Origin of the sequence: Nocardiopsis ansamitocini (genome assembly GCF_030268225.1) — a bacterium.
In the GTDB taxonomy this organism is placed as follows: Bacteria; Actinomycetota; Actinomycetes; order Streptosporangiales; family Streptosporangiaceae; genus Nocardiopsis_D; species Nocardiopsis_D ansamitocini.
In genome coordinates, this window is record NZ_BSQG01000005.1 from 207512 (window position 1) to 232442 (window position 24931).

General features: G+C 69.3%; 21 protein-coding genes. 4 read left to right on the top strand and 17 right to left on the bottom strand.

What is annotated here, in order from left to right; genetic code table 11:
• The 5 genes from QSJ59_RS15855 to metH all read right to left on the bottom strand — a co-directional run bounded on the left by QSJ59_RS15855 (position 1) and on the right by metH (position 8162).
• Complete coding sequence (locus QSJ59_RS15855; protein WP_285760337.1) at positions 1-1752, bottom strand: ABC transporter substrate-binding protein; 1752 nt, start codon at positions 1750-1752, stop codon at positions 1-3.
• 85 nt (positions 1753-1837) lie between these two features.
• Positions 1838-2863, bottom strand: a complete 1026-nt coding sequence (locus QSJ59_RS15860) for an ABC transporter permease (protein ID WP_285760338.1) — start codon at positions 2861-2863, stop codon at positions 1838-1840.
• Between the two features lie 596 nt (positions 2864-3459).
• Complete coding sequence (locus tag QSJ59_RS15865; RefSeq protein ID WP_285760339.1) at positions 3460-3936, bottom strand: cellulose synthase; 477 nt, start codon at positions 3934-3936, stop codon at positions 3460-3462.
• A gap of 99 nt (positions 3937-4035) precedes the next feature.
• Entirely contained in the window at positions 4036-4695 is a 660-nt protein-coding gene (locus QSJ59_RS15870; RefSeq protein ID WP_285760340.1) for an HAD family hydrolase, read from the bottom strand.
• The gene (gene metH / locus QSJ59_RS15875) at positions 4692-8162 is read right to left on the bottom strand and encodes a methionine synthase (protein ID WP_285760341.1); all 3471 of its coding nucleotides are present in this window, start codon (positions 8160-8162) and stop codon (positions 4692-4694) included. The genes QSJ59_RS15870 and metH overlap by 4 nt, the downstream gene beginning before the upstream one ends.
• A 434-nt stretch (positions 8163-8596) precedes the next feature.
• On the opposite strand from metH, the gene QSJ59_RS15880 reads away from it, so the two are divergent.
• A complete protein-coding gene (locus QSJ59_RS15880) occupies positions 8597-9442 on the top strand; it encodes a PAC2 family protein (protein WP_285760342.1) in 846 nt (281 codons plus the stop codon).
• A 164-nt stretch (positions 9443-9606) separates the two neighbouring features.
• Here QSJ59_RS15880 and QSJ59_RS15885 read toward each other — a convergent pair whose 3' ends face one another.
• The 4 genes from QSJ59_RS15885 to QSJ59_RS15900 form a co-directional block, all read right to left on the bottom strand.
• Positions 9607-10026, bottom strand: coding sequence for an ABATE domain-containing protein (locus tag QSJ59_RS15885; RefSeq protein WP_285760343.1), 420 nt, complete (start codon positions 10024-10026; stop codon positions 9607-9609).
• A 135-nt stretch (positions 10027-10161) separates the two neighbouring features.
• Complete coding sequence (gene mshC, locus QSJ59_RS15890) at positions 10162-11394, bottom strand: cysteine--1-D-myo-inosityl 2-amino-2-deoxy-alpha-D-glucopyranoside ligase (RefSeq protein WP_285760344.1); 1233 nt, start codon at positions 11392-11394, stop codon at positions 10162-10164.
• Between the two features lie 116 nt (positions 11395-11510).
• Complete coding sequence (locus QSJ59_RS15895; RefSeq protein ID WP_285760345.1) at positions 11511-11747, bottom strand: hypothetical protein; 237 nt, start codon at positions 11745-11747, stop codon at positions 11511-11513.
• A gap of 109 nt (positions 11748-11856) precedes the next feature.
• Positions 11857-12678, bottom strand: coding sequence for an NRDE family protein (locus tag QSJ59_RS15900; RefSeq protein WP_285760346.1), 822 nt, complete (start codon positions 12676-12678; stop codon positions 11857-11859).
• A gap of 237 nt (positions 12679-12915) precedes the next feature.
• Between QSJ59_RS15900 and QSJ59_RS15905 the strand changes: the two genes are divergently transcribed.
• On the top strand, positions 12916-15339 hold the full coding sequence (locus QSJ59_RS15905) for an HAD-IC family P-type ATPase (RefSeq protein ID WP_285760347.1): 2424 nt from the start codon (positions 12916-12918) through the stop codon (positions 15337-15339).
• A 61-nt stretch (positions 15340-15400) separates the two neighbouring features.
• Here the strand turns inward: QSJ59_RS15905 and QSJ59_RS15910 are convergent, their stop codons facing one another.
• The 5 genes from QSJ59_RS15910 to QSJ59_RS15930 form a co-directional block, all read right to left on the bottom strand.
• Entirely contained in the window at positions 15401-16150 is a 750-nt protein-coding gene (locus tag QSJ59_RS15910) for an SCO1664 family protein (protein ID WP_285760348.1), read from the bottom strand.
• A gap of 25 nt (positions 16151-16175) precedes the next feature.
• Entirely contained in the window at positions 16176-16754 is a 579-nt protein-coding gene (locus QSJ59_RS15915) for a DUF3090 domain-containing protein (protein WP_285760349.1), read from the bottom strand.
• Positions 16755-16843: 89 nt separating this feature from the next.
• Positions 16844-17545, bottom strand: a complete 702-nt coding sequence (locus QSJ59_RS15920; protein WP_285760350.1) for an MSMEG_4193 family putative phosphomutase — start codon at positions 17543-17545, stop codon at positions 16844-16846.
• Positions 17542-18138, bottom strand: a complete 597-nt coding sequence (locus QSJ59_RS15925; RefSeq protein ID WP_285760351.1) for a hypothetical protein — start codon at positions 18136-18138, stop codon at positions 17542-17544. Before QSJ59_RS15925 ends, QSJ59_RS15920 begins: the two co-directional genes overlap by 4 nt.
• 63 nt (positions 18139-18201) lie before the next feature.
• A complete protein-coding gene (locus tag QSJ59_RS15930) occupies positions 18202-19098 on the bottom strand; it encodes an undecaprenyl-diphosphate phosphatase (RefSeq protein ID WP_285760352.1) in 897 nt (298 codons plus the stop codon).
• Between the two features lie 243 nt (positions 19099-19341).
• Here QSJ59_RS15930 and QSJ59_RS15935 point away from each other — a divergent pair, with 243 nt between their 5' ends.
• Together QSJ59_RS15935 and QSJ59_RS15940 are read left to right on the top strand one after the other, a co-directional pair.
• Positions 19342-20301 carry an aldo/keto reductase gene (locus tag QSJ59_RS15935; RefSeq protein ID WP_285760353.1) on the top strand — a complete coding sequence of 320 codons (960 nt, stop codon included), beginning with the start codon at positions 19342-19344 and terminating at the stop codon, positions 20299-20301.
• 254 nt (positions 20302-20555) lie between these two features.
• Positions 20556-22316, top strand: coding sequence for a helix-hairpin-helix domain-containing protein (locus tag QSJ59_RS15940; RefSeq protein ID WP_285760354.1), 1761 nt, complete (start codon positions 20556-20558; stop codon positions 22314-22316).
• 18 nt (positions 22317-22334) lie between these two features.
• Here the strand turns inward: QSJ59_RS15940 and QSJ59_RS15945 are convergent, their stop codons facing one another.
• The 3 genes from QSJ59_RS15945 to fabG form a co-directional block, all read right to left on the bottom strand.
• On the bottom strand, positions 22335-23096 hold the full coding sequence (locus QSJ59_RS15945; protein WP_285760355.1) for an SDR family NAD(P)-dependent oxidoreductase: 762 nt from the start codon (positions 23094-23096) through the stop codon (positions 22335-22337).
• Between the two features lie 91 nt (positions 23097-23187).
• Entirely contained in the window at positions 23188-23952 is a 765-nt protein-coding gene (gene fabI, locus QSJ59_RS15950; protein WP_285760356.1) for an enoyl-ACP reductase FabI, read from the bottom strand.
• Between the two features lie 69 nt (positions 23953-24021).
• Positions 24022-24726 (bottom strand): 3-oxoacyl-[acyl-carrier-protein] reductase, encoded by a 705-nt coding sequence (fabG, locus tag QSJ59_RS15955; RefSeq protein ID WP_285760357.1) that lies wholly within the window; start codon positions 24724-24726, stop codon positions 24022-24024.
• Positions 24727-24931: the final 205 nt, after the last annotated feature.

Here is a 24931-nt window from a genome sequence, read left to right on the forward strand (position 1 = left end):
TTACTCGGTGTTGGTGGTGCCGAGGGTCATGTAGTCGTACATCGCGAAGCCGTTGGAGAAGTGGACGTTGGTCAGGTTCTCCGGGCGGTAGAGCAGGCCCTTGTCGAAGACGACCGGCAGGACCGCGGCCTCCTCCATGACGATCTTGTCGATCTCGGTGTAGATCGCGGCGCGCTCGTCGTCGTCAACGGTCTCGACAGACTCGTCGAAGAGGTCGTTGACCTCCTTGTTGTCGAACTCGGCCATGTTGTAGTTGCCGGAGTCCTTGATGGAGCGACCGTCGATGATGCTCTTCATGAAGCCGTAGCCGGTGGGCCAGTCGGGGATCCAGCCGAGGACGATCAGACCGAGGTCGTTGTCCTTGACGTAGTCGGGCGAACCCGCGTACTGGGTGGCGAAGTCCGAGGCCGGGTAGGACTTGATGCTGGTCTCGATCCCGACGCGGGACAGCGACTCCTGCAGGGCCTCGGCGGTCGCGATGTCGTTGTCGCGGCCCTCGCGCGCGGCGATGTTGACGCTGAAACCGTCCTCCTCGCCGCACTCCTTCAGCTTCTCCTTGGCGGCGTCGAGGTCGCCGGTGTTGTCCTCGGAGGGGTAGGGGTCGTAGTCGTTGTCGGCACCCGGCAGCTGCGGCGGCATGAGCTGGGTGGCGATGTCGCCACCGATGGCGCCGCCCCAGGCGCGCTGGAGGCTGTCGCGGTTGGCGGCGTACATGATCGCCTGGCGGCAGGCCACGTCGGGGATGACGGTGTTGTTGATGTTGACGTAGCGCAGGGCGCCGCTGGGCGGGTTGTCCAGGAAGGCCTGCTTGGACTCGTCACCGACGAGCTGGCCCTTCATGGCCGGGCCCACGCCGACACCGGCGAGGTCGACGTCGAGCTGGCCGTTGACCAGACGCTGGTCGATCTCGTCCTGGTCGACACCGAGCTCGACGGTGATGTTGTCGGGAAGCGCCGTGCGGATGGGGTCGGACTCGGCGTCCCACTCCTCGTTACGGGTCAGGTTCAGCTTCACGCCGGGCTCGTAGTCGCCGTCGAACTTGTACGGGCCGGACGAGAGGACGCTGGTCTGGTACTGCTCGCCATTGTCGGCCTCGGCCGGGACCGGAGCGGTCTGCGGCTGGAGCAGGACGTAGGGGAACTCCGAGAACGACTCCTTGAGCTTGAAGACCAGGGTGTGGTCGTCAGGGGTCTCGATCGCGGTGAAGTTGTCGAGGTCGTCGTCCTCGTAGGGACCCTTGTAGTCGTCCTCGTCGAGGAGCTGCGCGAAGAACTCGGGGCCCTTGCTCAGCTGGCCGCCGTAGTTGCTGCGCGCGATGGCGTACTTGATGTCCTCGGCGACGATGTCCGTGCCGTCCTCGTACTTCAGACCCTGCTTGAGCTTGACGGTCCAGGTCTTGGCCTCGTCGCTGGGCTCGGGCATCTCCTCGGCGAGGTCGGGGACGATCTCGGAGGAGGCGGCGCCCGGCTCGGTCTTGTAGGTGACCAGGGTGCGCGCGTAGTAACGCGAGAAGTTCCAGGAGAACCCGTAGTAGGTGTTACCGGGGTCCGTGGAGTCGAAGTCGTCGTTGATGGCGTAACGCAGGGTGCCACCGGTGGCGTCGGAGGGGTTGACGACCTCGGTCGCGCCCTGGTTGAACTCACCCGGTGCGTCACCGCTTCCGGTACCGCCGCCGTCACTTCCGCCACAGGCGGAGAGCAACAGAGCAGAGGCCGCGCCGAGCGCGATAAACCCCAGTGCTCGTTTCTTCAATGTAGTCAGCCTTTCTTACGGGCTAGGGAAATACGGTGGGGATGTCCTCCGGCAGGTGCCCGGTCCGGTTGCGACCGGTCACCGCTTAGTCGGAGGAGCGAGGGTCGAAGGCATCGCGCAGGCCGTCGCCGAAGAGGTTGAAGGCAAGCACGGTGATGAAGATCGCCACACCGGGGATGATCACGAAGTGGGGTGACGTCGTGTAATAGGGCAGCGCCTCGGAGAGCATGCGTCCCCAGGTCGGGGTGGGGGGGCTGATTCCCACACCGAGGAAGGACAGCGCCGCCTCGAAGAGGATGTTGGTGGGGATGAGCAGCGTCGCGTACACCAGGATCGGCGTGAGCAGATTGGGCAGCAGCTCTCGGAAGAGGATGTGCCGGTTGCTCGCGCCCAGGCTCCGGGCGGCCTCGACGAACTCTCGCTCCTTCAGCGTCAGGGTCTGGCCCCGGACGATGCGGCCGACGTAGGGCCAGTTGAAGAAGCCGATGATGAAGACGATCAGTCCGACCCGCAGCCCGTTTCCGGTGAGCCCGAACGCGGAGTCGGGGATGACACCGACCAGCGCGATTGCGAACAGCAGCAGCGGGAAGGCCAGGAAGATGTCCATGGCCCGGCTGATCACGGTGTCGACCCAGCCGCCCACGTATCCGGCGATGATCCCCAAGACGGTGCCGATGAACACGCACAGGATCGTGGACAGGAAGGCGACCAGCAGCGAGATCTGCGCACCGTAGAGGATGCGGCTGAAGAGGTCTCGCCCGGTCTTGGGCTCCAGACCCAGCAGGTGGTCCCAGCTGATGCCGCCGGTCTTGTCGATCCCCGCGAACGGGTTGTCGGGGTCCTTGTAGACGCCACCGGTGGCCGGGTCGATGGGAGCCTGGTTGAACTCGGTGGGCGGGTAGCCGAACCACTTGACCAGCAGCGGCGCGAACACCGCGGCGAGGATGAGCAGCAGCACGATGAGGCCGGCGATCATCGCGATCTTGTCGCGACGAAGGCGCTGCCAGGCGATCTGGGTGAGCGAACGACTCGCAACGTTGCGGGCCCCTCGGGCAATCGCCTCTGGATCGGCCTGCTGCGCCGATTCTGGTGCGTCCAAAGGCGCGGTCATGACACCACTACTCCCCCACTACCTGCTTGTGGCTGCGGATTCGACTCCGGTGGATCTTCCGGATAACTCGGCGGGACCGACGTGATTCGGGGGTGAAGAGGAGCCCGATGATCACGCTTCGACTGATCCGGCCGTCACTGGCTGTGAGTGGGTCTCTCACACCAGTGGCGTCAAACTAAGCCCCGCTTAACGGATGACGCAAACAGAACTAACCCTCATTGTGCGCCCTACAGCGCACGACGGACAATTTACGCCCGAGTAGGTAGCAAAACGTCCAGCCAGGCACCTTGTAGCTGAATCGTGACGAGACAAAGCTAAATCCGTCATCTGTGCGCAGGACGCACACCGACCCTCGGGACCATGCACTGGTTACTCATTGTGCACGAACGGAGGCTTTCCGTGCCAGGACGGCGGCCTGCAATGTCTCGCGCAGAGTGAGCATATGTGATCCGAAAAGGAACTTTCCCGACACGAGCAACGGCGGCCCCGCCACCAGCTTCCCATGAAGGAAACCGGGCGGAACCGCCGTCGAAAACGCACGACCGAATCGGACACGACGGCCCTTCGAGCGTTGGCGCGACGCGGTCACCGCCGGCTCAGTCGATTCCGCGCTTGCGCAGCAACGCCTCGATGTCGTCGAAATCGTCGTCCGCCCCGGACGTCGGTGCTGCGGCGGGCTTGGCCTTGGGCGCCGCGACCTGGGGCGCACCCTCAGCAGCACCCCCGGCTGCCGCGGTCGGGCGCTTGGCCCCCGCCCGGACACCGATCCCGCGTGCCGCCATGAAGCCGCCGGCCACCCACAGCACCACGGCCAGGCCGGTCAGGGCGACACCGGCCCAGACGATCGGATTGAACACCAGGCTCGCGAAAAAACCGATGACATCGGCGACCAGGCGCCACAGGATCGTCATCAGCCCCATGAGGCCAACGGCCAGGGGGAGCAGTGACCAGGCCACCGCACGCAGCCCGGGCGCGGCGCCCTTGCGGCGCCACACCAGCCACGAGACGATCAGCCCCACCACAGTGAGAGCGGCTCCCAGCACCGGACCTTCAAAAGGGATCTGTGTCGGCATGGTTCCAGTCTGACATCACCTGCTGCCCGAGAGCATCAGGCGTGTCCCCTAGGGAGGGCAGGTCGCGACGGGTGGCCACGGTTCACGCTCGGATTGTCGTCAGGGACGCGCCACCGAACGGACCCACTGGGCGTCGATGCCCTCCAGTGATTGCACGACGTGGCGCCGGTCGGCCTCTTCGATGGCCATCAGGTGCGGCACGGCCACGGTGACGCAACCGGCGGCCTGGGCCGAGGCGACACCGGTGGGCGAGTCCTCGAACGCCACACACCGCCGGGGGTCGACGCCCAGCATCCGTGCGGCCTTGAGGTAGGGCTCGGGGTGCGGCTTGTTGTGCGACACCTCGTCACCGGCGACGGTGACCTGGAAGTAGTCGGCGCCGATGAGGTCCAGGGAGTAGCCGATCAGCGGCCGATGGGTGGAGGTGACCAGTGCCATCGGGATACCGGCATCGGCGATCTGGGCGAGGAGCTCCTTGGCTCCGGGGCGCAGGTCCGCCCCGCCCTTGAGCCGGGTCTCCATGGCCTCCGCGAGCATGGTGTGGATCTGCTCCGCGGAACGGTCGGTGCCCGTCTTGTCGATCATGTACCGGGTGACCATGGTCGCCGAGGCGCCGACCGTGTTGCGCTGGTCCTGGTCGGTCCAGACCGCGCCGAGCTCGCTCACAACCTCGCGCTCGCATTCCCCCCACAGGTGCTCGGTGTCGATCAAAGTGCCGTCCATGTCGAACAGCACGGCGTGGATCGTCTCAGCTGTCATACGTTGAAATATTTCGCTTCCGGGTGGTGGATGACGATGGCGTCGGTTGCCTGCTCGGGAACGAGTTGGAACTCCTCCGACAGGGTGACTCCGACACGCTCGGGCTGGAGAAGCCCCACGATCTTGGCGCGGTCCTCCAGGTTGGGGCATGCGCCGTAGCCCAAGGAGAACCGTGCGCCGCGGTAGCCGAGCTTGAAGAAGGCGTCGAGCTCGGCTGGATCTTCACCGGCGTACCCGAGCTCGGCACGCACGCGGGTGTGCCAGTACTCCGCCAGCGCCTCGGTGAGCTGTACCGAAAGACCGTGGAGTTCGAGGTAGTCGCGGTAGGCGTTGCGTTCGAACAGCTCCGCGGTGGCCCGGCTGATCGCCGAGCCCACGGTGACCACCTGAAAGGCCACCACGTCCAGTTCCCCCGAGGATTTGGGGCGGAAGTAGTCGGCCAGGCACAGGTGGCGGTCGCGGCGCTGGCGGGGGAAGGTGAACCGGGTCCGCTCGGTCGCGCCGTCCTCGTCCAGCACGACGAGGTCGTCGCCCTCGCTGTAGCAGGGGTAGTAGCCGTAGACGACCGCGGCCTCCAACCACCCCTCGGTCTGGATACGGTCCAGCCACATGCGCATGCGCGGTCGGCCTTCGGTCTCCACCAGCTCCTCGTAGCCGGGGCCGTCGCCACGCGATCCCTTCAGTCCCCACTGCCCCATGAAGGTGGCGCGCTCGTCCAGGAAGGCGGTGTAGTCGGCGAGCGGTACGCCCTTGCTGATCCGGTCCCCCCAGAACGGCGGGGCCGGTACGGGGTTGACCACCGAGACGTCGCTGCGCTCCGGCATCGCCTCGGGCTCGGTGACGGTGAGCTTGGCGCCGGTCTTGACCCGGCGCTGGCGCAGGGGAGGCAGCTCGGCTCCCGCGACCCCGCGCTTCACCGCCATGAAGGCGTCCATCAGCCGCAGTCCGTCGAAGGCGTCGCGCGCGTAGCGGACGTGGCCGTCGAATATCCCGGCGAGGTCCTGCTCGACGTAGGAGCGGGTCAGTGCGGCGCCACCGAGCAGCACCGGGTAGCGCTCGGAGATACCTCGGGAGTTCATCTCCTCCAGGTTCTCGCGCATGATGACCGTGGACTTGACCAGGAGACCCGACATTCCGATGACGTCGGCCCGGTGCTCCTCCGCGGCGTCCAGGATCGCCGCGACCGGCTGCTTGATACCGATGTTGACGACGTCGTAGCCGTTGTTGCTCAAGATGATGTCCACGAGGTTCTTGCCGATGTCGTGGACGTCGCCCTTGACCGTGGCCAGCACGATACGGCCCTTGCCGTCGTCGTCGCTCTTCTCCATGTGCGGTTCGAGGTAGGCCACGGCCTTCTTCATGACCTCGGCGGACTTGAGGACGAAGGGGAGTTGCATCTGCCCCGAGCCGAACAGCTCGCCCACGACCTTCATCCCGGCGAGCAGGGTGTCGTTGACGATGGCCAGCGCCGGGCGCTCGGCGAGACCGGCGTCGAGGTCCTTCTCGATCCCCACCAGTTCGCCGTCGATGATGCGGCGTTCGAGGCGTTCCCACAGCGGGAGCGCGGCCAGTTCCTGAGCACGCGAAGCTTTGAGCTGCTGGGCGTCGACCCCGTCGAACATCTCCAGGAACCGCTCGAGCGGGTCGTAGTCGGCGGTGCGCCGGTCGTAGACCATGTCCAGGGCGACCTGGCGCTGGTCCTCGGGGATGCGGTTCATCGGCAGGATCTTCGCGGCGTGCACGATCGCCGAGGTCAGCCCGGCCTCGACGCACTCGTTGAGGAACACCGAGTTGAGCACGATCCGCGCGGCCGGGTTGAGGCCGAAGGAGACGTTGGACAGCCCCAGCGTCGTCTGCACCCCGGGGTAGCGGCGGCAGACCTCGCGGATGGCCTCGATCGTCTCGATACCGTCGCGCCGGGTCTCCTCCTGCCCGGTGGCGATGGGGAACGTCAGGGTGTCGACGATGATGTCCTCGACCCGCATCCCCCAGGTACCGGTCAGTTCCTCGATGAGCCGGACCGCGACGCGCACCTTCCATTCGGCGGTGCGCGCCTGGCCCTCCTCGTCGATGGTCAGCGCCACCACGGCCGCGCCGTGCTCTTTGACCAGGGCCATGATTGTGGTGAACCGGGACTCGGGTCCGTCGCCGTCCTCGTAGTTGACGGAGTTGACGACGGCGCGTCCGCCCACCATCTCCAGTCCGGCCTCCAGAACAGCGGGCTCGGTGGAGTCCAGCATCAGTGGCAGCGTGGAGGCGGTCGCCAGGCGGGAGGCGAGCTCGCGCATGTCACCGGCGCCGTCACGGCCCACGTAGTCGATGTTGAGGTCGAGCAGGTGAGCACCGTCACGGATCTGGTCGCGGGCGATCTCCACACAGTCGTCGTAGCGCTCCTCGATCATCGCGGTGCGAAAGACCTTGGAGCCGTTGGCGTTGGTGCGCTCGCCCACTGCGAGGTAGCTGCTGTCCTGACGGAGCGGAACGCTCTGGTAGAGCGAGGCGGCGCTGGGCTCGCTCAGCGGCTTGCGCTCCCTGATACCGCGGCCCTGGACCCGTTCCACCACCTGGCGCAGGTGTTCGGGAGTGGTACCGCAGCAGCCACCGGCCAGGGCCAGACCGAACTCCGAGGTGAAGGAGTCGTGGGCGTCCGCGAGCTCGGTGGGGCTGAGCGGGTAGACGGCACCGGTGGAGCCCAGCTCCGGCAGGCCGGCGTTGGGCATGCAGGAGATCGGGACACGGGCGTGCTGGGCGAGGTAGCGCAGGTGCTCGCTCATCTCGGCCGGTCCGGTGGCGCAGTTCAACCCGATCATGTCGATGCCCAGCGGCTCCAGCGAGGTGAGCGCCGCACCGATCTCGGAGCCCATCAGCATGGTGCCGGTGGTCTCGATGGTCACCTGGGCGATGACGGGGACATCGCGGCCCGCGGCGCGCACCGCGCGCAGCGAACCCACGACGGCCGCCTTGACCTGGAGGAGGTCCTGGCAGGTCTCGATCAAAATGGCGTCGGCGCCGCCGTCGATGAGGCCCTGGCCGCACTGCTCGTAGTAGTCGCGCAGGAGGGCGTAGGGCGCGTGGCCGAGGGTGGGCAGCTTGGTCCCGGGACCAACCGAACCGAGGACGTAACGGGGCTGGTCGCGCGTGGTGTACTCGTCGGCGACCTCACGAGCGAGGCGGGCACCGGACTCGGCCAGTTCGTAGGTGCGTTCGACGATGTCGTACTCGCCGAGGTTGCCGAAATTGGCGCCGAAGGTGTTGGTCTCGACGCAGTCGACACCGACGTCGAAGAAGGCGGCATGGGTGGCGCGCACGACCTCGGGCCGGGTGACGTTGAGGATCTCGTTGCAGCCCTCGTGTCCCTGAAAGTCGTCCAGACCGAGGTCGTGCGCCTGGAGCATGGTGCCCATCGCACCGTCGGCGACGATGACGCGGGAAGTGAGGACATCGCGAAAGGAGGGTCGAGAACTCATATACCTGGCTTCGGTGTTGGACTGGGGTTCCGCGGGCCGTGCCCGTTGTCCAGGGGGTCGTAGCCGTGACCGGCTCAGCCCTCGGGGTCGGACGACGGTGTCCTACGGCTGGCGGCGCGGCCGACCTCCCGACGATATCGCACGGGTTCAACAAGGGCTCGGACGCGTCGGAAGAACACCGGTGCCGCCGTTGTTATGCCCTCGTCGACCCGACACCGTGTCGTTGTACGGGAGGGGCACACACTTGGTGCTCGCCCACTGCGCCCACTGGGGCGTTGGACATAGGGTGGTCGGGACCGGCCGAGCCGCGTTCGACTTCGTCGTCGGATGAGTTCGCCGCCGACGCGACTTGGGTTCGCGGAACGGCCGGATGGCAGTCGGTGGTGTCGACCGGGTGACCCACCAGTGGCGCCCGGAATGTGAGGAGACGGCCTGTGCCTGAGCTCGACAGCGTCGGAAAGCTCGTCGAGCCCGTGATGGTGGCCGCGTTCGAGGGGTGGAACGACGCCGGTGACGCGGCCAGCGCCGTCGTCGAGCACCTGGCCACCACGTGGGGTTCCGAAGAACTTCTTTCTCTGGATTCGGAGGACTACTACGACTTCCAGGTCGCGCGGCCGCGGGTGAAGTCGGTCGACGGCAACAGCCAGTCCATCCGATGGCCGGGGGTGAAGGTGTCGGTGTCGCGTCCGCCCGGCGGGCGGGATGTGCTGCTGGTCCGGGGGTCGGAGCCGAGCATGCGCTGGCGAGGGTTCGCCAGCGACCTGTTGTCGGTGGCGCAGGAGTTGGGAGTGCGCCGGGTCGTCCTGCTCGGCGCGTTGCTCGCGGACGTGCCGCATACCCGGCCGGTGCCGGTGACGAGCGTGTTCTCCCATCCCGAACTGGCCAAGACGATGAACCTGGAGCCGACGACCTACGACGGCCCCACGGGGATCATCGGCGTGCTGCACGACGTGTTCAGCCGAGCGGGTGTGGAGACGTTCTCGTTGTGGGCCGCTGTACCGCACTACGTGGCGCAGCCGCCCAGCCCCAAGGCAACCCTGGCGTTGCTGCGTCGGGTCGAGGACACCCTCGACCTCACCGTGCGCCTGGGCGAGCTGCCCGAGGACGCCAGGGCCTGGGAGCGCGGGGTGGACGAGTTGGCGGCCGAGGACTCGGACGTCGCCGGGTACGTGCGCAGCCTTGAAGAGGCCAAGGACGCCTCGGAGCTGCCCGAGGCGACGGGCGAGGCGATCGCGCGGGAGTTCGAACGCTATTTGAAGCGACGCGGCCAGGGATCCTAGCGGTTCTTGGGTCCAGGGGCCGGGCCCGGTGGGGTTTCTCCACCGGGCCCGGCCCCGTTTTCCCTGCGGCCGCGCCCGATTCGACCGGGAACCGACTGGCCGGCTCCGCGCCCGCCCGCCAGACGGCACGATCCGGCCCCCACGGGGCCGGATCCTCCCTGCCGTCAGCCCGGGGTGATCTGGCGCCACTCCCCCGTGGCCAGTACCGCGGCCCAGGCGCCGGCGATCCGGGCCAGGCCGCGCCGCACCTCGTCGACCACGGCCGGGGCCAGTGGCGACAACGCCGCCTCACCCGGCACCAGGCGCACGGTCACACGCAATCCGTCGAGCACCCGCTGGGCACGGGCCACGGCCTCGGGATCGCCGGGGCCCCCTGCCGCGTGGCTCAACTGGGCGCGCAGTCCGTCGCGCAGGGCGATCGCCTCGTCGAGGTCGGCGAGGGTGATGGGGATGGCCCCCTCGGTGGCCAGCCGCTGCTCCCGGAGGAAGCGGGCGAGATCGGCCCGGTCGGAGAGCGAGTCCCCGGTACTGATGAAGGTGTGGATGAGAGCGGCGGCGCCGCTCTTCTTGGTGGGGGTTGTCATAGGGATATGACATCACGGAACGCCATCGCGTGATGACGGTTCGGCGGCTCCCCCGACCGTGCCCGCGACTGCGCGGCGCACGGTCGGTCTCCCCGGGGGGCGGGCGATCGCAGCGGCCTGGAGAGACCGCACGGGTCAGAGCGCTACACCCAGGAGGGTGTCGACGATGTCGCGCAGCAGGGCCGGGGCTGCGGGGTCGCCGTGCGGCTCGGCCAGTGCTCTCCTCGCCCAGGTGTCGACGGCCAGCAGCGCCGCGGGCGAATCGAGGTCGGCGGCAAGCGCCGCACGCACCTCGGCCAGCAGTGGAGCGGCGTCGGGTGCAGCGGGCAGGGCGGCGGCGGAACGCCAGAGCTCCAGGCGGGCACGGGCTTCGTCCAGGGAGGTGTCGCCCCACTCCCAGGCGGTGCGGTAATGGTGTTCGAGCAGGGCCAGGCGTACCGCCATCGGGTCCACCCCGTCGGCGCGCAGCCGCGAGACGAAGACCAGGTTGCCCAACGACTTGGACATCTTCTCGCCGTCCAGGCCGACCATCGCCACGTGCACGTAGTTCTGCGCGTGCGGGGCGGTACCGGTCGCACAACGCGCCTCGGCCGCGCCCATCTCGTGATGGGGGAACACGAGGTCGTCGCCGCCGCCGTTGAGGTCGAAGGACATGCCGAGCTCGTGCAGGGAGATGGCGCTGCACTCGACGTGCCAGCCGGGACGGCCACGGCCGAGCGGGGTATCCCAGGCAGGCTCTCCGGGACGCTGGGCACGCCACAACAGCCAGTCCAGGGGATCCTTCTTGCCGGGGCGCTGGGGGTCGCCGCCACGCTCGGCGAACAGGTGCAGCATCTGGTCGCGGTCCAGGCCGCTGACCGAGCCGAAGCCCTCGGAGGAGGCGGCGGAGAAGTAGATGTCACCGTCGAGTTCGTAGGCCGCGCCCCGTTCCCGCAGGCGGGCGACGAAATCGGCGATGAGGTCGATGGACTCGACGACTCCGACGTAGGCGCGCGGCGGCAGGATCCGCAGGGCCGTCATGTCCTCACGAAACACCTGGATCTCGCGTTCGGCCAGGGCCCGCCAGTCCTCGCCGGTGGCCGCGGCCCGTTCCAGGAGGGGGTCGTCGATGTCGGTCGTGTTCTGGACGTAGTCCACGTCATGGCCGGCATCGCGCCACACCCGGTTGAGCAGGTCGAAGACGAGGTAGGTGAAGGCGTGCCCCAGGTGTGCGGCATCGTAGGGGGTGATCCCGCAGACGTAGAGTCGCGCTGTACGGTCGGGGGTTGTCGTGCGCAGGGTGCCGGTGACGGTGTCGTGGACGCTGAGCGGCCCGCCGTTTCCGGGGAGGGCGACGGTTTCGGGCGCAGACCAAGAACGCATGAGCAAGAGACTATCTGCCCGTCTGGGCGGAATCGGCCCAGCATGGCATCTGACCTAGGGAGACGAACGCCCCAGTCGTCGTGGGAATCGGATCGGGCGGCGGATGTGTTCGTGGGAGGCACTCAGGGCGTGTCGGGCGGCCGCGAGGAGAGGGCGACCATCGCCATGCTCGCCACGACCGCCCCCAGGCACAGCACCGACAGTCCCAGGTTGTCGTGACTCCAGTGCCACAGGGTGGCCGCCAGCGCGACCACGTAGAGCAGCCAGTAGGCCGCGCGCTCCCAGGCCAGCGCGGCTTTGGCCCGGCCCGCACCGCCGTTGGGGCCGCCCGGGCGCGCGTGCGCTCCGCGATTGGTCACTTCGAGTACGCAACCCTTCCGACTGGGGCTTTTTCGGTCCTGCCTCAACTGGCTCGACTAACAGACGTCTGCCTGGCGACAGTGGTTTACCGGGGCAGCGTTCGACGGATCAGCGGATCATCCGCCAGGCGGTCGGGTCGCCCGGCCGGTCGCTGAAGGCGTAGCGCAGCGCCGTGGGCGCGCAGGCCAACAGGGTGATCGACCCGGTGGCCCACACCCTGCCGTCCATGAGTTCGACCCGGGTGATCAGGGCTGCGGGGTCGTCGGTCCCCGAACCGGTGCCGGCGGTGCGCGCCCCGTCGCGTACGGAACCGTCGAGCAGGCCGGGCCAGGCCCCCCAGACGGCTCCGACCGAGCCGGCCGACGCCAGGACGGTGGCGCCCGGCACCGGACGGGTGCGCTCGAACAGCGGGGTGTTGCGGGCGGCGCGCGGCTCGGCCGGGTCAACACCGTTGTTGACGACGATGGTGACCCCCGGGGCGAGCGCCTGGCGCGCGAGCCCGGTCCCGTCCCAGCTGAGCAGGGCCGCAGCTTCGCTGTCCGCGATGATCAGGTGAAACGGGTCGAATGCGCGCAACTGGTCGGGGGAGAGCCCGAGTTCACCCGTGCGTGCTGCCAGGAGGGGGAGCTCGCCCCTGCTGCGGCGCGGGATGTCAGGGGCGACGGTGCGGTCCAGTACGGGGCGCCGACCAGCGGTGTGCGCGGTGTCGAGCCGTCCGTTGAGGACGGCGGCGACGCGGGGGGAACCCTGCGTCGAGACCGCCAGCCATGTCCCACCGGCCAGCAGGTCGCGTCCGCCGAGCAGTCCTGGGCTACTGGGCCAGTGCGCGCCCGGCGACTCGAAGGGACGGTCGGTCATCTCGTCGCGCAGCGCTGCGACGACCAGCGGGACGGGCGACGCCGGGTCGAAGCCGATGATGACGGTGCACATCCGAGCACTCCTTAACGCAAGAGACACACCCACCATAAGCGCCGGATAACGGGCCGACCGAATGAAAGAGCCAGGGCCGGCCCCGGCTCTGGCCAGGGTGGAAAACAATGCTCGCGCGAACACGCGAAAGCCACCGGTCTCATAAGCTCAGACCTCCGGTGCGTGAGCACCCCGGCCCGGCCGCGTCCTCTAGACGCCGCCGCTGGCCCCAGAAGGCAATTCACGGATGGAGACCGGATGGTCCAGCAGGGTGGAGCAGCGGCGGTCGCAGCACAGGACGTGCGGGGACTCAGCTCCGCGGAGGCAGCGCGCCGGCTGGCGTCAGGGCTGGGCAACGACGTTCCGATCCGGGCGAGCCGGAGTCTCGGGCAGATCGTCCGAGCCAACGTGTTCACCCGGATCAACGCGATGGTCGCGGTGCTGTTCGCCGTCATCGCGGTGATCGGCCCGCTCCAGGACGGCTTGTTCGCTCTGGTCATCGTCTTCAACACACTGATCGGCGTGATCCAGGAACTGCGCGCCAAACGCACCCTGGACGCGCTGGCCATCGTCAACGCCGCCCACCCCCGTGTGGTGCGCGACAACGAGGTGACGGAGGTGTCGACCCAGGGCGTCGTCCTGGACGACGTCCTGGAGTTCGGTCAGGGCGAGCAGGCCGTCGTGGACGGGGTCGTGCTTTCCTCCGCGGGCCTGGAGGTGGACGAATCGCTGCTGACCGGAGAAGCCGACCCCGTGGTGAAGCAGCCGGGTGACCCGATCCTGTCGGGCAGTTTCGTGGTCGCCGGCAGTGGGCGGTTTCGGGCGACGAAGGTCGGCCGGGACGCCTACGCCGCGCGCCTGGCCGAGGAGGCGGGCAGGTTCGGACTGGTCAACTCCGAGCTGCGCGCGGGCGTCAACCGGATCCTGACCTTCATCACCTGGCTGCTCCTGCCCGTGGGGGCTCTGCTGATCTACAGTCAGCTGTACCTGGGCAGCCAGGTCACCAGTGACGCCGCCGTCACCGACGGATTCATCAACGGCCCCGTACCCGACGCCCTGCGCGGCATGGTGGCCGCGCTGGTCTCGATGGTGCCCGAAGGACTCGTGCTGCTGATCAGCATCGCGTTCGCCGTTGGCGTGGTCCGGTTGGGACGACGCCAGTGCCTGGTCCAGGAGCTTCCCGCGATCGAGGGCCTGGCCCGGGTGGACGTGGTCTGCACCGACAAGACGGGCACCCTCACCGAGAACGGTATGCGGCTGTCGCGGATCCATCAGCTCGGCGACACCCACGATTTCCCGGTCGGCGAAGTGCTCGCCGCCCTGGCCGCGGTGGACCCGCGCCCCAACCTGAGCATGCTGGCCATCGCCGAGGCGTACCCGCAGGCCCCGGATTGGGAGCCCACGTCCATCGCCGCGTTCTCCTCGGGGCGCAGGTGGAGCGGCGCCAGTTTCGCCACTCCCGAGGGCGGGCGCAACTGGGTCCTGGGGGCGGCCGACGTCCTGGCCGCACCGGGTAGTGCGGTGGCCGACCAGGCCGAGGAGATCGGTGCGACGGGTCTTCGGGTGCTGCTGTTGGCAGCCGCCCCCGAACGGGTCAGTGCCGACGCCGCCCCCACCGTGATCACCCCGGTGGCGTTGGTGGTGCTGGAGCAGCGCATCCGGGACGACGCGGCGGCGACACTGCGTTATTTCGCCGACCAGGACGTCGAGGTCAAGGTGGTCTCCGGCGACAACGCCGTGTCGGTGGGAGCGGTGGCCGCCGAGTTGGAACTCCCCGGCGCCCACGATCCGGTGGACGCGCGGAAGCTGCCCACCGAGGCCGCGGCGTTCGCCGACCGGGTCGAGGAGGGCACGGTCTTCGGCCGCGTCTCGCCTGAGCAGAAACGCTCCATGGTGCGCGGGCTGCGCGAGCGGGGACACACCGTCGCCATGACCGGCGACGGCGTCAACGACGTCCTGGCGCTGAAGGACTCCGATATCGGCGTCGCCATGGGGTCGGGAAGCCAGGCGGCCCGATCGGTCGCCCAACTGGTCCTGCTGGACAACCGGTTCGCCACCCTGCCGTACGTGGTGGCCGAGGGGCGCCGCGTCATCGGCAACATCGAGCGCGTCGCCAACCTCTTCCTCACCAAGACCGTGTACTCCATGACGATGGCCAGTGTCGTCGGGGTGCTCGCTGTGGCCTACCCGTTCCTGCCCCGGCACGCCACGTTGATCAACGCGGTCACGTTCGGCATCCCCTCGTTCTTCCTGGCGCTGGCCCCCAACAACGAACGTGCCCGGCCGGGGTTCGTCAAGCGCACCCTGCGCTTGGCGGTACCAGCCGGCCTGATCAGCGGATTCGCAGCGATCACCACCTATCTGATGGTGCTCGAAGGCGCGAGGACACCCGACCTCACCGACCGGACAGCGGTCGTGGTGACGCTGTGCGCGACGACGCTGTGGGTGCTGCTGCTGGTGGCCAAACCCTACGTGTGGTGGAAGGTGGTGCTGGTGGGGGCGATGGCCGGGCTGTTGCTGACCGCGCTGCTCACCCCGGCGGGCCGGACCTTCTTCGCCCTGGACGTCAGCGACCCCGCGAAGCTCACCACCGCCCTGGTGGTGGCGGGGGTCGCGGCAACGCTGATCACCGTCGTGCGGATTGTGGACGACTGGTTCTTCGCGCGCGACACCGCTTCCTGACCTTCGGCGGCGGTCGCGTGGTGCGGCCGGCCGGCGCGGGCACGTCCCGCGCCGGCAGCGGTCAGATCGGCGGCCAGGGGACGGCCGGCCAGTCCGGGGAGGGGTAGGGGTGCAGATCGTGCTCGCACAAGACCTCGACCCGCCGGCGGGTGGCGTAGCGTTCGGGCCCCGTCAGGTGTTGCTCCAGGGTCCGCGCGAGGTCGCTGTGGGGGGTGGTGAGCAGGGTGAGCAGGGAATTCAGCCGCTCCAGCGCTCCCTCGGGCAGGGATTCCCCGGCCCACTGCCACAGCACGGTGCGCAGTTTGTAGTCCTCGGCGAACGCGACCCCGTGGTCGCAGCCGTAGAGATGGCCGTCCGGGACCGGCAGCAGATGTCCGATCTTGCGGTCGGAATTGTTGATGACGGCGTCGAAAACGGCCATCCGGCGCAGCCCCGGATGGTCGAGGTCGCGGGCAAGCGCGATGAGGTCGACCGCCGGGTCGGGTTCGGTCCACAACTGCACCATCCCCGGCCCGTGCGGGCCGTCGCGGTACACCGTCGGCGGGACCACCGCCCAGCCCAGCGCCTCCGACACCGCGTGCGCCGCGACCTCCCGGCCGGCAAGCGTGCCGTCGGGGAAGTCCCACAGCGGCCGCTCCCCCGCGACCGGTTTGTACACGCAGGCGGCACTGTCGAGGCCCGAGGAGACCTCGCAGTAGAGGGTGGTGTTGGAAGCGCCGGTCAACCGCCCGAGCACCTGGATGTGGCCGGCTCGGAGAAGCTCCAGAAAGTCGGCTGCGGTGCGGCGATCGGACGGCGACGACGCTGTCATGCGGCCCCCCGTTTTTCTTCGTGCCCTAGTTCAGCCCGACAGGCTTGTACCCATTCTGGCGCGGACAGATGTGCCCCTCGGGGTCCAACGGTCCACCGCACAGGGGGCAGTTGGGACGCCCGGCTGCCACGACGCGCAGCGCCCGTCCGGCAAAAGCCCGCGCAAAGGCCGGCGTGAGGTAGACGCGGAGGACGTCGTGGGCGGTCTCGGTGTCGGCGAATGCCTCCACCTCTTCTTCCGTGGTGGGTTCCCCGCCCGATTCGACCTCGCGGATCTGCTGGGCCTCGATCACCACGCGCCTGGTGTCGGAGTCCCAGGCCAGAGCCATCGTGCCGACCCGGAAGTCCTCCTCGATCGGCTGCTCCAGCGGAGCATCGTCGCTTCCCGCCGTGGCGTCGAGGTCGGTGTCGTCGCCGAAGCGGCGCCGGACCTCGTCCAAGAGTTCCCCGACCCGTTCCGCAAGTGCAGTGACCTGCGCTTTCTCCAGGGCAACACTGGTGACACGGCCATCGCCGACGGCCTGGAGGAAGAAGGTGCGCTCCCCTGGCTGGCCGACGGTGCCGGCCACGAATCGTTCGGGCGGGTCGTACTGGAACACGGGCATCGCTGAGGCTCCGGGAATGGTCTGCGCTGGCTGGGCATGGTGACGGCCCCGCGCGTGCGGGGACGGGAAACCGGCTGGGAACTGTTCTATCAGCCTTCGCCTGCGCCTCCGCCGACCACTGCGTCGGTAGAGCCGGCCGCCCCACCGACCTGGAGTCCCGACAGGGACTCCCCGAGGTCGTTGAGGCGCAGCAGGAACGGGCGGAACGCGGTGTAACGCACCGCGCTGAGCGAGCACGGGTCGGCGTTGAGGCGCTGAAACTGGTCCAGGTGCAGGCCGAGTGCGTCGGCGAGGATCGCCTTGATCACGTCACCGTGACTGCACACCAGGTAGACCGGATGCTCCGTGTGCTCGGTGAGACGCGTGTTGTGGTCGCGTACCGCCGCGACCGCACGGTGGGCCGTCTCGGCCAGGCTCTCCCCGCCGGGGAAGCGCGCACCGCTGGGATGGGACTGCACGACCTGCCACAGCGGCTCATGGGCCAGCTCCGCCAGCGGACGTCCGGTCCACTCGCCGTAGTGGCACTCCCCGAAGCGCTCGTCGACGGTGATCGCGGGGGCGGCCTCGGCCGCGTCCGCGATCGCCTGGGCGGTCTCGCGGCAGCGCTCCAGCGGGCTGGACACGATCGCGTCGAAGCGGATCGGGGCCAGTCGCGCACCGACCCGGGCGGCCTGGGCGCGCCCGCGTTCGTCCAGGTGCACGCCCGGGGTCCATCCGGCGAGGGCGGAACCGGTGAGGGGGGTCAGTCCGTGCCGGACCAGCACCAGGGTCGCGGTTCGCGTGCCGCTCACTGGCCCGGGACCTCGTCGCCGGCTCGCGGACGGTCGGGATCGGTGAGACCGTTCCAGAGGTAGGAGGTGGCCCCTCGGGATTCGAGGCGCTCGCGGTACTCCTCGATGGTGGACCTGGTGGGCAGCGCGACCATGGCCATACCCAGCAGGGAGATGACCGCCCCGGCCAGGAGCGGGGTGAGGCTCATCTCGCCCAGGAACGCCCCGACCAGACCGAGCATCACAGCGGCCTCGCACAACGCGAGGCGGACCAGGGTCGTGGAGTTGGCCCTGAGGACCGCCTGATGCCCAGCGGCCCCCGGGGTGAGGTCCGTGTCCAGGGGCGCCGGCCGGAGCAGGAACGCCGCGGCCACCGCGCCCAGCCCGACGGCCGGAAGCGCGATGGCGATCGGGGTGAAGGCGAACTCCACCCCGATGACGACGACCATGACCCCGGTGATCAGCGGGATCACACCCGCCATGGCCACGGAGAGCAGGCGAAGGACCGACAACGGCGTGGCACTGCCGCCCAACGAGGCGAGGAAACCGGGGTCCGCCTCGCTCCCCAAGGGGGAGGCCCATCGCCGGGAGGCGCGATCGTGTGGGGTGCTCATCACCAGACCATATAAGCAGGCGGGCCGGGGAAACACCCCTGTCCCGGGACGTCCCCGCCCCGGTCAGGAATCCGCGGGGACGGCGGTCTCGGTGCCCTGCTCCTGGACGGTGACCTCTCCCGACGAGGCATCCGCTCCCGACTCCGGGGTGAGCACCCCGAAGCTGACGAGGGTCAGGATGAGCACGCCGAGCACGATGCGGTAGTAGACGAAGGGCATGAAGCTGTTGGTGGAGATGAACCGCATGAACCAGGCGATGACCGCGTAGCCCACCACGAAGGCGACCACGGTGCCCACGATGGTGGCACCGACTCCGGCGTATTCGTCACCGCCGATGTCCTTGAGCTTGTAGACCCCCGAGGCGAAGACCGCGGGCATCGCGAGCAGGAAGGCGTACCGGGCCGCGGCCTCGCGCTTGAAGCCCAGCAGCATCCCGCCGGTGACGGTGGCTCCGGAACGGGAGACGCCCGGGACCAGGGCGAGCATCTGGAAGAGGCCGAAGACGACGCCGCGCTGGGCGGTGAGGTCGGTGAGCTCGCGGTGCTTGCGGGAGTAACGGTCCACGATGCCCAGCAGCACGCCGAAGACGATGAGGGTCAGGGCGATGAGGCGCAGGTCGCGGAAGGGTTCGGCGATCTGCTCCTCGAACAGCAGCCCGGCGATGGCGATGGGCAGGCTGCCCAGGATGACGTACCAGCCCATACGGGCATTGATGTCGCGCCGGAGTTCCTTGACGACCAGAGAACGGCACCAGGTGCTGATGATGTTCCAGACGTCTTTGCGGAAATAGATCAGCACCGCGAGTTCGGTACCGATCTGGCTGACCGCGGTGAACGCCGCACCCGGGTCGGGCCATCCGGAGAAGGCCGCGACGATGCGCAGGTGGCCGCTGGAGGAGATCGGCAGGAACTCGGTCAGTCCCTGGACAAGCCCAAGGACGATGGCCTCGATGATGGACACGGCTGGTTCGGCTCCTGGAGATATGGACACTGCCACGCGGGTGCCGCGGGAGGAGTGGGTGGGAAGACCCCGGCAGCTTACTCCGTCCGCCCCTCGGCGCCCCGACCCGCGAATTCGGGCGCGGACGGACGGTGAACGAGTGGTGAAGCGCGCCGGTCGCCCGAACGGCGGCGCGGGGGCCGCATGGGGGTCGTACCGCACGTCGAGCTGTGCCGACGCACGCGAAGCGGTACTCTCCGCGCCATGGAACAGCGACAGGTGGGCGGGTCTGGCCTGTGGGTCTCCCGGGTCGCCCTGGGGACGATGACCTGGGGCAAAGACACCGAGGAGGAAGAGGCGGGCGATCAGCTCGCCGCGTTCGTGGACGCGGGCGGCACGTTGATCGACACGGCCGACATCTACACCGGCGGCCACAGCGAACGCATTGTGGGCCGCCTGCTCCGCACGGTAGTGCGTCGCGACGATGTGATAATCGCCACTAAGGTGGGGCACACTCCGGACCGCCAACGCCCGTGTGATACCTCCCGGCGCCACCTCATGGCCTCCTTGGAGGCTTCACTGCGCCGGATGCAGGTCGAGCACGTGGACCTGTGGCAGTTGCACGTGCACGACCCAGACACCCCGGTCGAGGAGACGTTGTCGGCGGTGGACGCGGCCGTCGCCTCGGGCAAGGTCCGCTACGTCGGGGTGGGCGACGTGGCCGCATGGCAGCTGGCCAAGTACGCCACGTGGCAGGCGGCCGGCCGCGACCAGGGGCGTTCCCCCATCATCTCGGTCGGCACGGAGTACTCGCTGCTCAACCGCCGCTGCGAGAGCCGGCTGTTGGACGCGGCCACCGACTCCAGGGTCGGGATGATCGCCTGGGGCCCGCTGGGGCGCGGTGTGCTGACCGCCAAATACCGCAACGGGGTGCCCAGCGACTCCCGCGGAGCGTTGCCGCACATGGCGCCCTACGTCGAGCCTTACCTGGACGAGCACAGCAGACGCGTCGTGGAGTCGGTGTGCACCGCTGCCGACGGCCTGGGTGTCTCTCCGCTGGCGGTCGCGCTCAGTTGGGTCCGCGACCAGCCGCACGTGGCCACCGCGACCGTGGGCCCGCGCACCGCGACCCAACTGGGCGAGATCTTGGCGGCCGAGACGGTGACACTGCCCCGAGAGATTCGTGAGGCCCTGACCGACGCATCGGCCGCGACCGCCCACTGACCCGCGACCGGACCCGATCGTCCACAGTTCACGCGGTGGTCCGGCGCAAGCGCGCGAACAGTGGCACCCTTGGACGTACACCGCGGCATCGGCGGGGCAACGGCACCCACCAGGTTCGACGCATGCTCGTGACCCGCGAACGCGCCCCCGGAGACGTTTCGCGCGGTCCGGTGGGCGGTTCTCGATAGGCTCGCCCATCGGGGTTCGCCCCGCAGCCCATGTCCGACGCCAGCACACCAGTGAGGTCTGTTCCCGTGGTCGACCCGTCATCGCCGCCCCCGCCCGCCGCAGCGGACGACGCCGCCGAAGGCACCCGGCAGGTGCTGGCACGGATGGGCGCCCCCGCGGAACTGGCGCCGCGCCTGGTGGCCGTGTTCGGACCCACTGCGGCCCACGAGCTCACCGCCGACCCCTGGCGCCTGCTGGAGCTGCCCGCGGTCACCGTGCAGCAGGCGGACTTCTGCGCGCGGACGCTGCTGGGTGACGCCGCACACCCCGACGACCCCCGGCGCGGCCGCGCACTGGTGGCCCATCTGCTGCGTCGCGCAGCGCGCAGCGGGCACACCGCCCTGGCCGAGGCCCGGGTGGCCGGCGCCCTGCGCGACCAGCAGGTGCGCTCGGTCGACGCGGCCATGAGCGCAGCGACCGACGGGCCGCACGTGCAGCTCGTCGAAGTGTTCCCCGACTCCGCCGACGACGACGAGTTCGGCGAGGATTCCCCCGAGATGCCCGATGCCGAACGCTTTCTGGCGTTGGACGGACTGGGCCTGGCCGAACAGCAGCTGGGCGAGGGCCTGCTGCGGCTCATCAGTGCAGAACCGATCATGGACTCGGCAACGGCCGTGGAGACCGTGCAGGCCGCGGCTGCCTCGCTCGACCGGGAGCTGCTGCCCGAGACGGCCGCGGCAATGGTCACCGTCGCGTTGCGGGGCGTGAGCGTGCTCGTGCACGGGGCGGGCTCGCACGCGACCATCGCCGACGCCGTGCGCTACGCCTCGGCGATCGCGGAGGAGAGCCAGGTCGGCCTGGTGGTGGCAGCGCCGACCGCATCCGGTGCCGCCGCGTTGAACCTCAGGCTGGCGGACTCCGCGGTACGGGCGGGCACGGTGGCCGGACTCCTGGACGCGGGTGGTCCCGGAGAAGCGGGGCTCGTGGTCCTCACCGACGCCACCGCCCTGGACACCGAGACGGCCGCGGCGCTGGTGGCGGCCTGCGGCGACGATACCCACTTGGTGCTGGTGGCCGACCCCGGGCTGCTCCCCTCGGTGGGGCCCGGACAGTTGGTCGACGACCTGATCACCTCACGGGTGGCGGCCGTGGCCGTGCTGCCGGGCGACCCGGCTCCGGGCCCGCAGGTGCTCCTGGCCGCGGAGGTCGCCGACGGCCGGTTCGACCCCACTGACGTCCACGCTCCCGATCGCGAGGTCGTGGTCGTCCCGGCGGCCTCCGCGGGTGAGGCCGCGCACCGCGCGGTCCAGCTGATCACCGATGCCGTTCCGCGTGCGTTCGGGATCGCCGCCGAGCACGTCCAGATCATCACGGCCGAGCGCACCGGGGAGGCCGGCTCGGACGCCGTCAACGCCGCGTGCAAGGCGCACTTCAATCCCGGCCCCGGCGCGGTGGCCGGTCTGGACCCCGGCGACCGGGTCCTGCTCGCCGGAAGCGGGCCCGGGTACCTCCCCGGTGACGCAGGCGTGCTGGGTGCGGTGGGCGAGAAAGGCGCCGCGGTGGAACTGGTCGACGGACGTACCGTCACCGTCTCGGTGCCGGCCCACTTGCGGCCGGGCTGGGCGATCACCGTCCCCGCCGCGCAGGGCGGGACCTGGCCCGCAGCGATCCTGGTCTACGGTCCCGACGCCCCTGTGTCGCGTGCGCAGTTCTACACCGCGCTCACCAGGGGGGAGAGCCACGTCTGTGTGGTGACCGCCAACGCTCCCGCGCTGTCGGGGGCGGTGCGCGACGCGACCGCCCCCGAACGACACACCCGGCTGGTGCAGATCCTGCGCGAGAGCTGAGCCTCCGGGAAACGTGCGTCACACACGGTCCAGGAAACCGCCGTCCACGACCAGGTTGGTCCCGGTGATGTACTCGGCCGCCGGCGAGCCCAGGAACACCACGGCACGGGCGACGTCCTCGGCCGTGCCGAGGCGACCGCTGGGGATACGGGAGCGGATGCCGGCATAGAAGTCGGGGTCGGTCTCCCGACGCCGGGCCCAGCCGCCTCCCTCGAACTCGGTGGGCCCCGGGGAGACGGTGTTGACGCGCACCCCTCGGGCAGGGAGCGTGCGGGCCAGACCGGCCGCGTAGTGGTTGAGTGCTGCCTTGAGCGGGCCGTACGCCTTCGGTCCGGACGGAGCGGAGGTGTGCAGCGCCGAGGTGCTGGAGATCAGTACCACCGAGCCGCCCCGGGCGGAGGCCGCCAGGTGCTCCTCGGCCTCGTCCACGAGGTGGACGAAGGGCATGAGGTCGGTACTGAAATTCCGTTGCCACTGGTCGGGAGACGCACTGCTGCCGGCGGAGACGTTGGATACCACGATGTCGATTCCACCCAGTTCATGGGCCGCGCGGGCGACGAAGGCGCGCAGGGCCGCCTCGTCGGTGACGTCCAGCGCCTGATCCACGACCGTGGCACCCGTGCCGCGCAGTTGCCCGGCCGCCTCGGTGAGCGGCTCCGGGGAGCGCGCACAGATCGCGAGGTCGGCGCCTTCGTCGGCGAAGGTCTGGGCGATGGCACGGCCGATGCCGCGACTGGCGCCGGTGACCACGACCCTTGCTCCGTCGAGTCCCAAGTCCATTGTCGTCTCCCTCTGTCGGTGACCGTGGGTCAGGCAAAGGCCGCGGGTACCCGAGTGGTGGCGGGTACCCGCGGCCGGGTGGTGCTGGACACTACGCGCCGGTGGAGTGGAACCCTCCGTCGACGTGCACGATCTCGCCGGTGGTGGCCGGGAACCAGTCCGAGAGCAGCGCGACGACGGCGCGGGCGGCGGGCTCGGGGTCGGTGGTGTCCCAGCCCAGCGGGGCGCGCTCGGGCCACGCCGAGGCCAGCTGGTCGAAGCCGGGGATGCTGCGGGCGGCCATGGTGCTCAGCGGGCCCGCGGAGACCAGGTTGACCCGGATGTTCTGCTCGCCGAGGTAGCGGGCCAGGTAGCGCGCGGTGGAGGTGAGGCCGGACTTGGCCACGCCCATCCAGTCGTAGATCGGGTAGGAGACGCTGTTGTCGAAGTCCAGCGCCACCACCGAGCCACCGTCCTTCATCAGCGGCAGCACCGCGGTGGTGAGGGACTTCAGCGAGAAGGTCGAGGTGTGGATGGCCGTGGCGACGTCCTCCCACTTGGTGTTGAGGAAGTTGCCGCCCAACGCGTCCTGGGGGGTGAAGCCGATGGAGTGCACGACGCCGTCGAGGCCGTCCACGTGCTCGGCGATACGTCCGGCGAGGCTTTCCAGGTGGCCCTCGTCGGTCACGTCGAGTTCCAGCACGGGGGGCGTGTCGGGCAGCCGTTGGGCGATGCGGTTGACCAGGCTGAGCCGACCGTATCCGGTGAGCACGACCGTGGCGCCCTGCTCCTGGCAGAGCTTGGCCACGTGGAAGGCGATCGAGGAGTCGGTGAGCACCCCGGTGACCAGGATGCGCTTTCCTTCAAGAATTCCCATTGGCGGTTTTTGTCCTTGTTCGATAGTTGCCGTGCGGAATCAGGGGCGGCCGAAGCCGACGGGGGGCGCCTAGTGGCCCATGCCGAGGCCGCCGTCGACGGGGATGACCGCGCCGGTGATGTAGGCGGCGTCGTCACTGGCGAGGAAGCGCACGGCCTTGGCGATCTCGTCGGCGGAGCCGAAGCGGCCCAGGGGCACGTTCTTCTTGATGCCGACCTGGCGGTCTTCGGGAAGCGCGGCGGTCATGTCGGTCTCGATGAAACCGGGCGCCACGACGTTCACGGTGATGTTGCGCGAGCCGAGCTCGCGGGCGAGGGAACGCGCGAAACCGACGAGGCCGGCCTTGGAGGCGGAGTAGTTGGCCTGGCCGCCCGAGCCGAGCAGTCCCACCACGGAAGAGATCAAGATGATGCGGCCGGTGCGCTTGCGCATCATGCCGCGCACGGCACGCTTGGCGACGCGGAAGGAACCGGTGAGGTTGGTGTCGACCACCGAGGAGAAATCCTCCTCGCTCATCAGGGCGAGGAGCTGGTCCTTGGTGATGCCGGCGTTGGCGACCAGGACCTGCACTTGGCCTTGCTCCTCCTCCACCTGCTTGAAGGCGGCGTCGACCTGGGCGGTGTCGGTGATGTCGCACTGGACACCCAGGAGACCCTCGGGAGGCTCGCCCGAGCGGTAGGTCACCGCGACGTCGTCGCCGGCCTCTTTGAGCTCCCGGGCGATGGCCAGGCCGATCCCCCGGCTGCCGCCGGTGACCAGAACCGAGCGAGACATATGAACGGCACCTCCGAAGTCGCTGCAGAGCAGCGCAGACATTGCGTATCGTGTGAAGAACGGACAGCAGGCTATCCAGCTACCGATGGGTAGTCCCAACCGAGGCCCCGGGAACATCGGCGGATTCGGTTGCACCGACACGGCATTTGCCCCGCGACACGGCCGCTGAGCACCGTCGGGGAACCCGGTACGGAGACTCAGATCA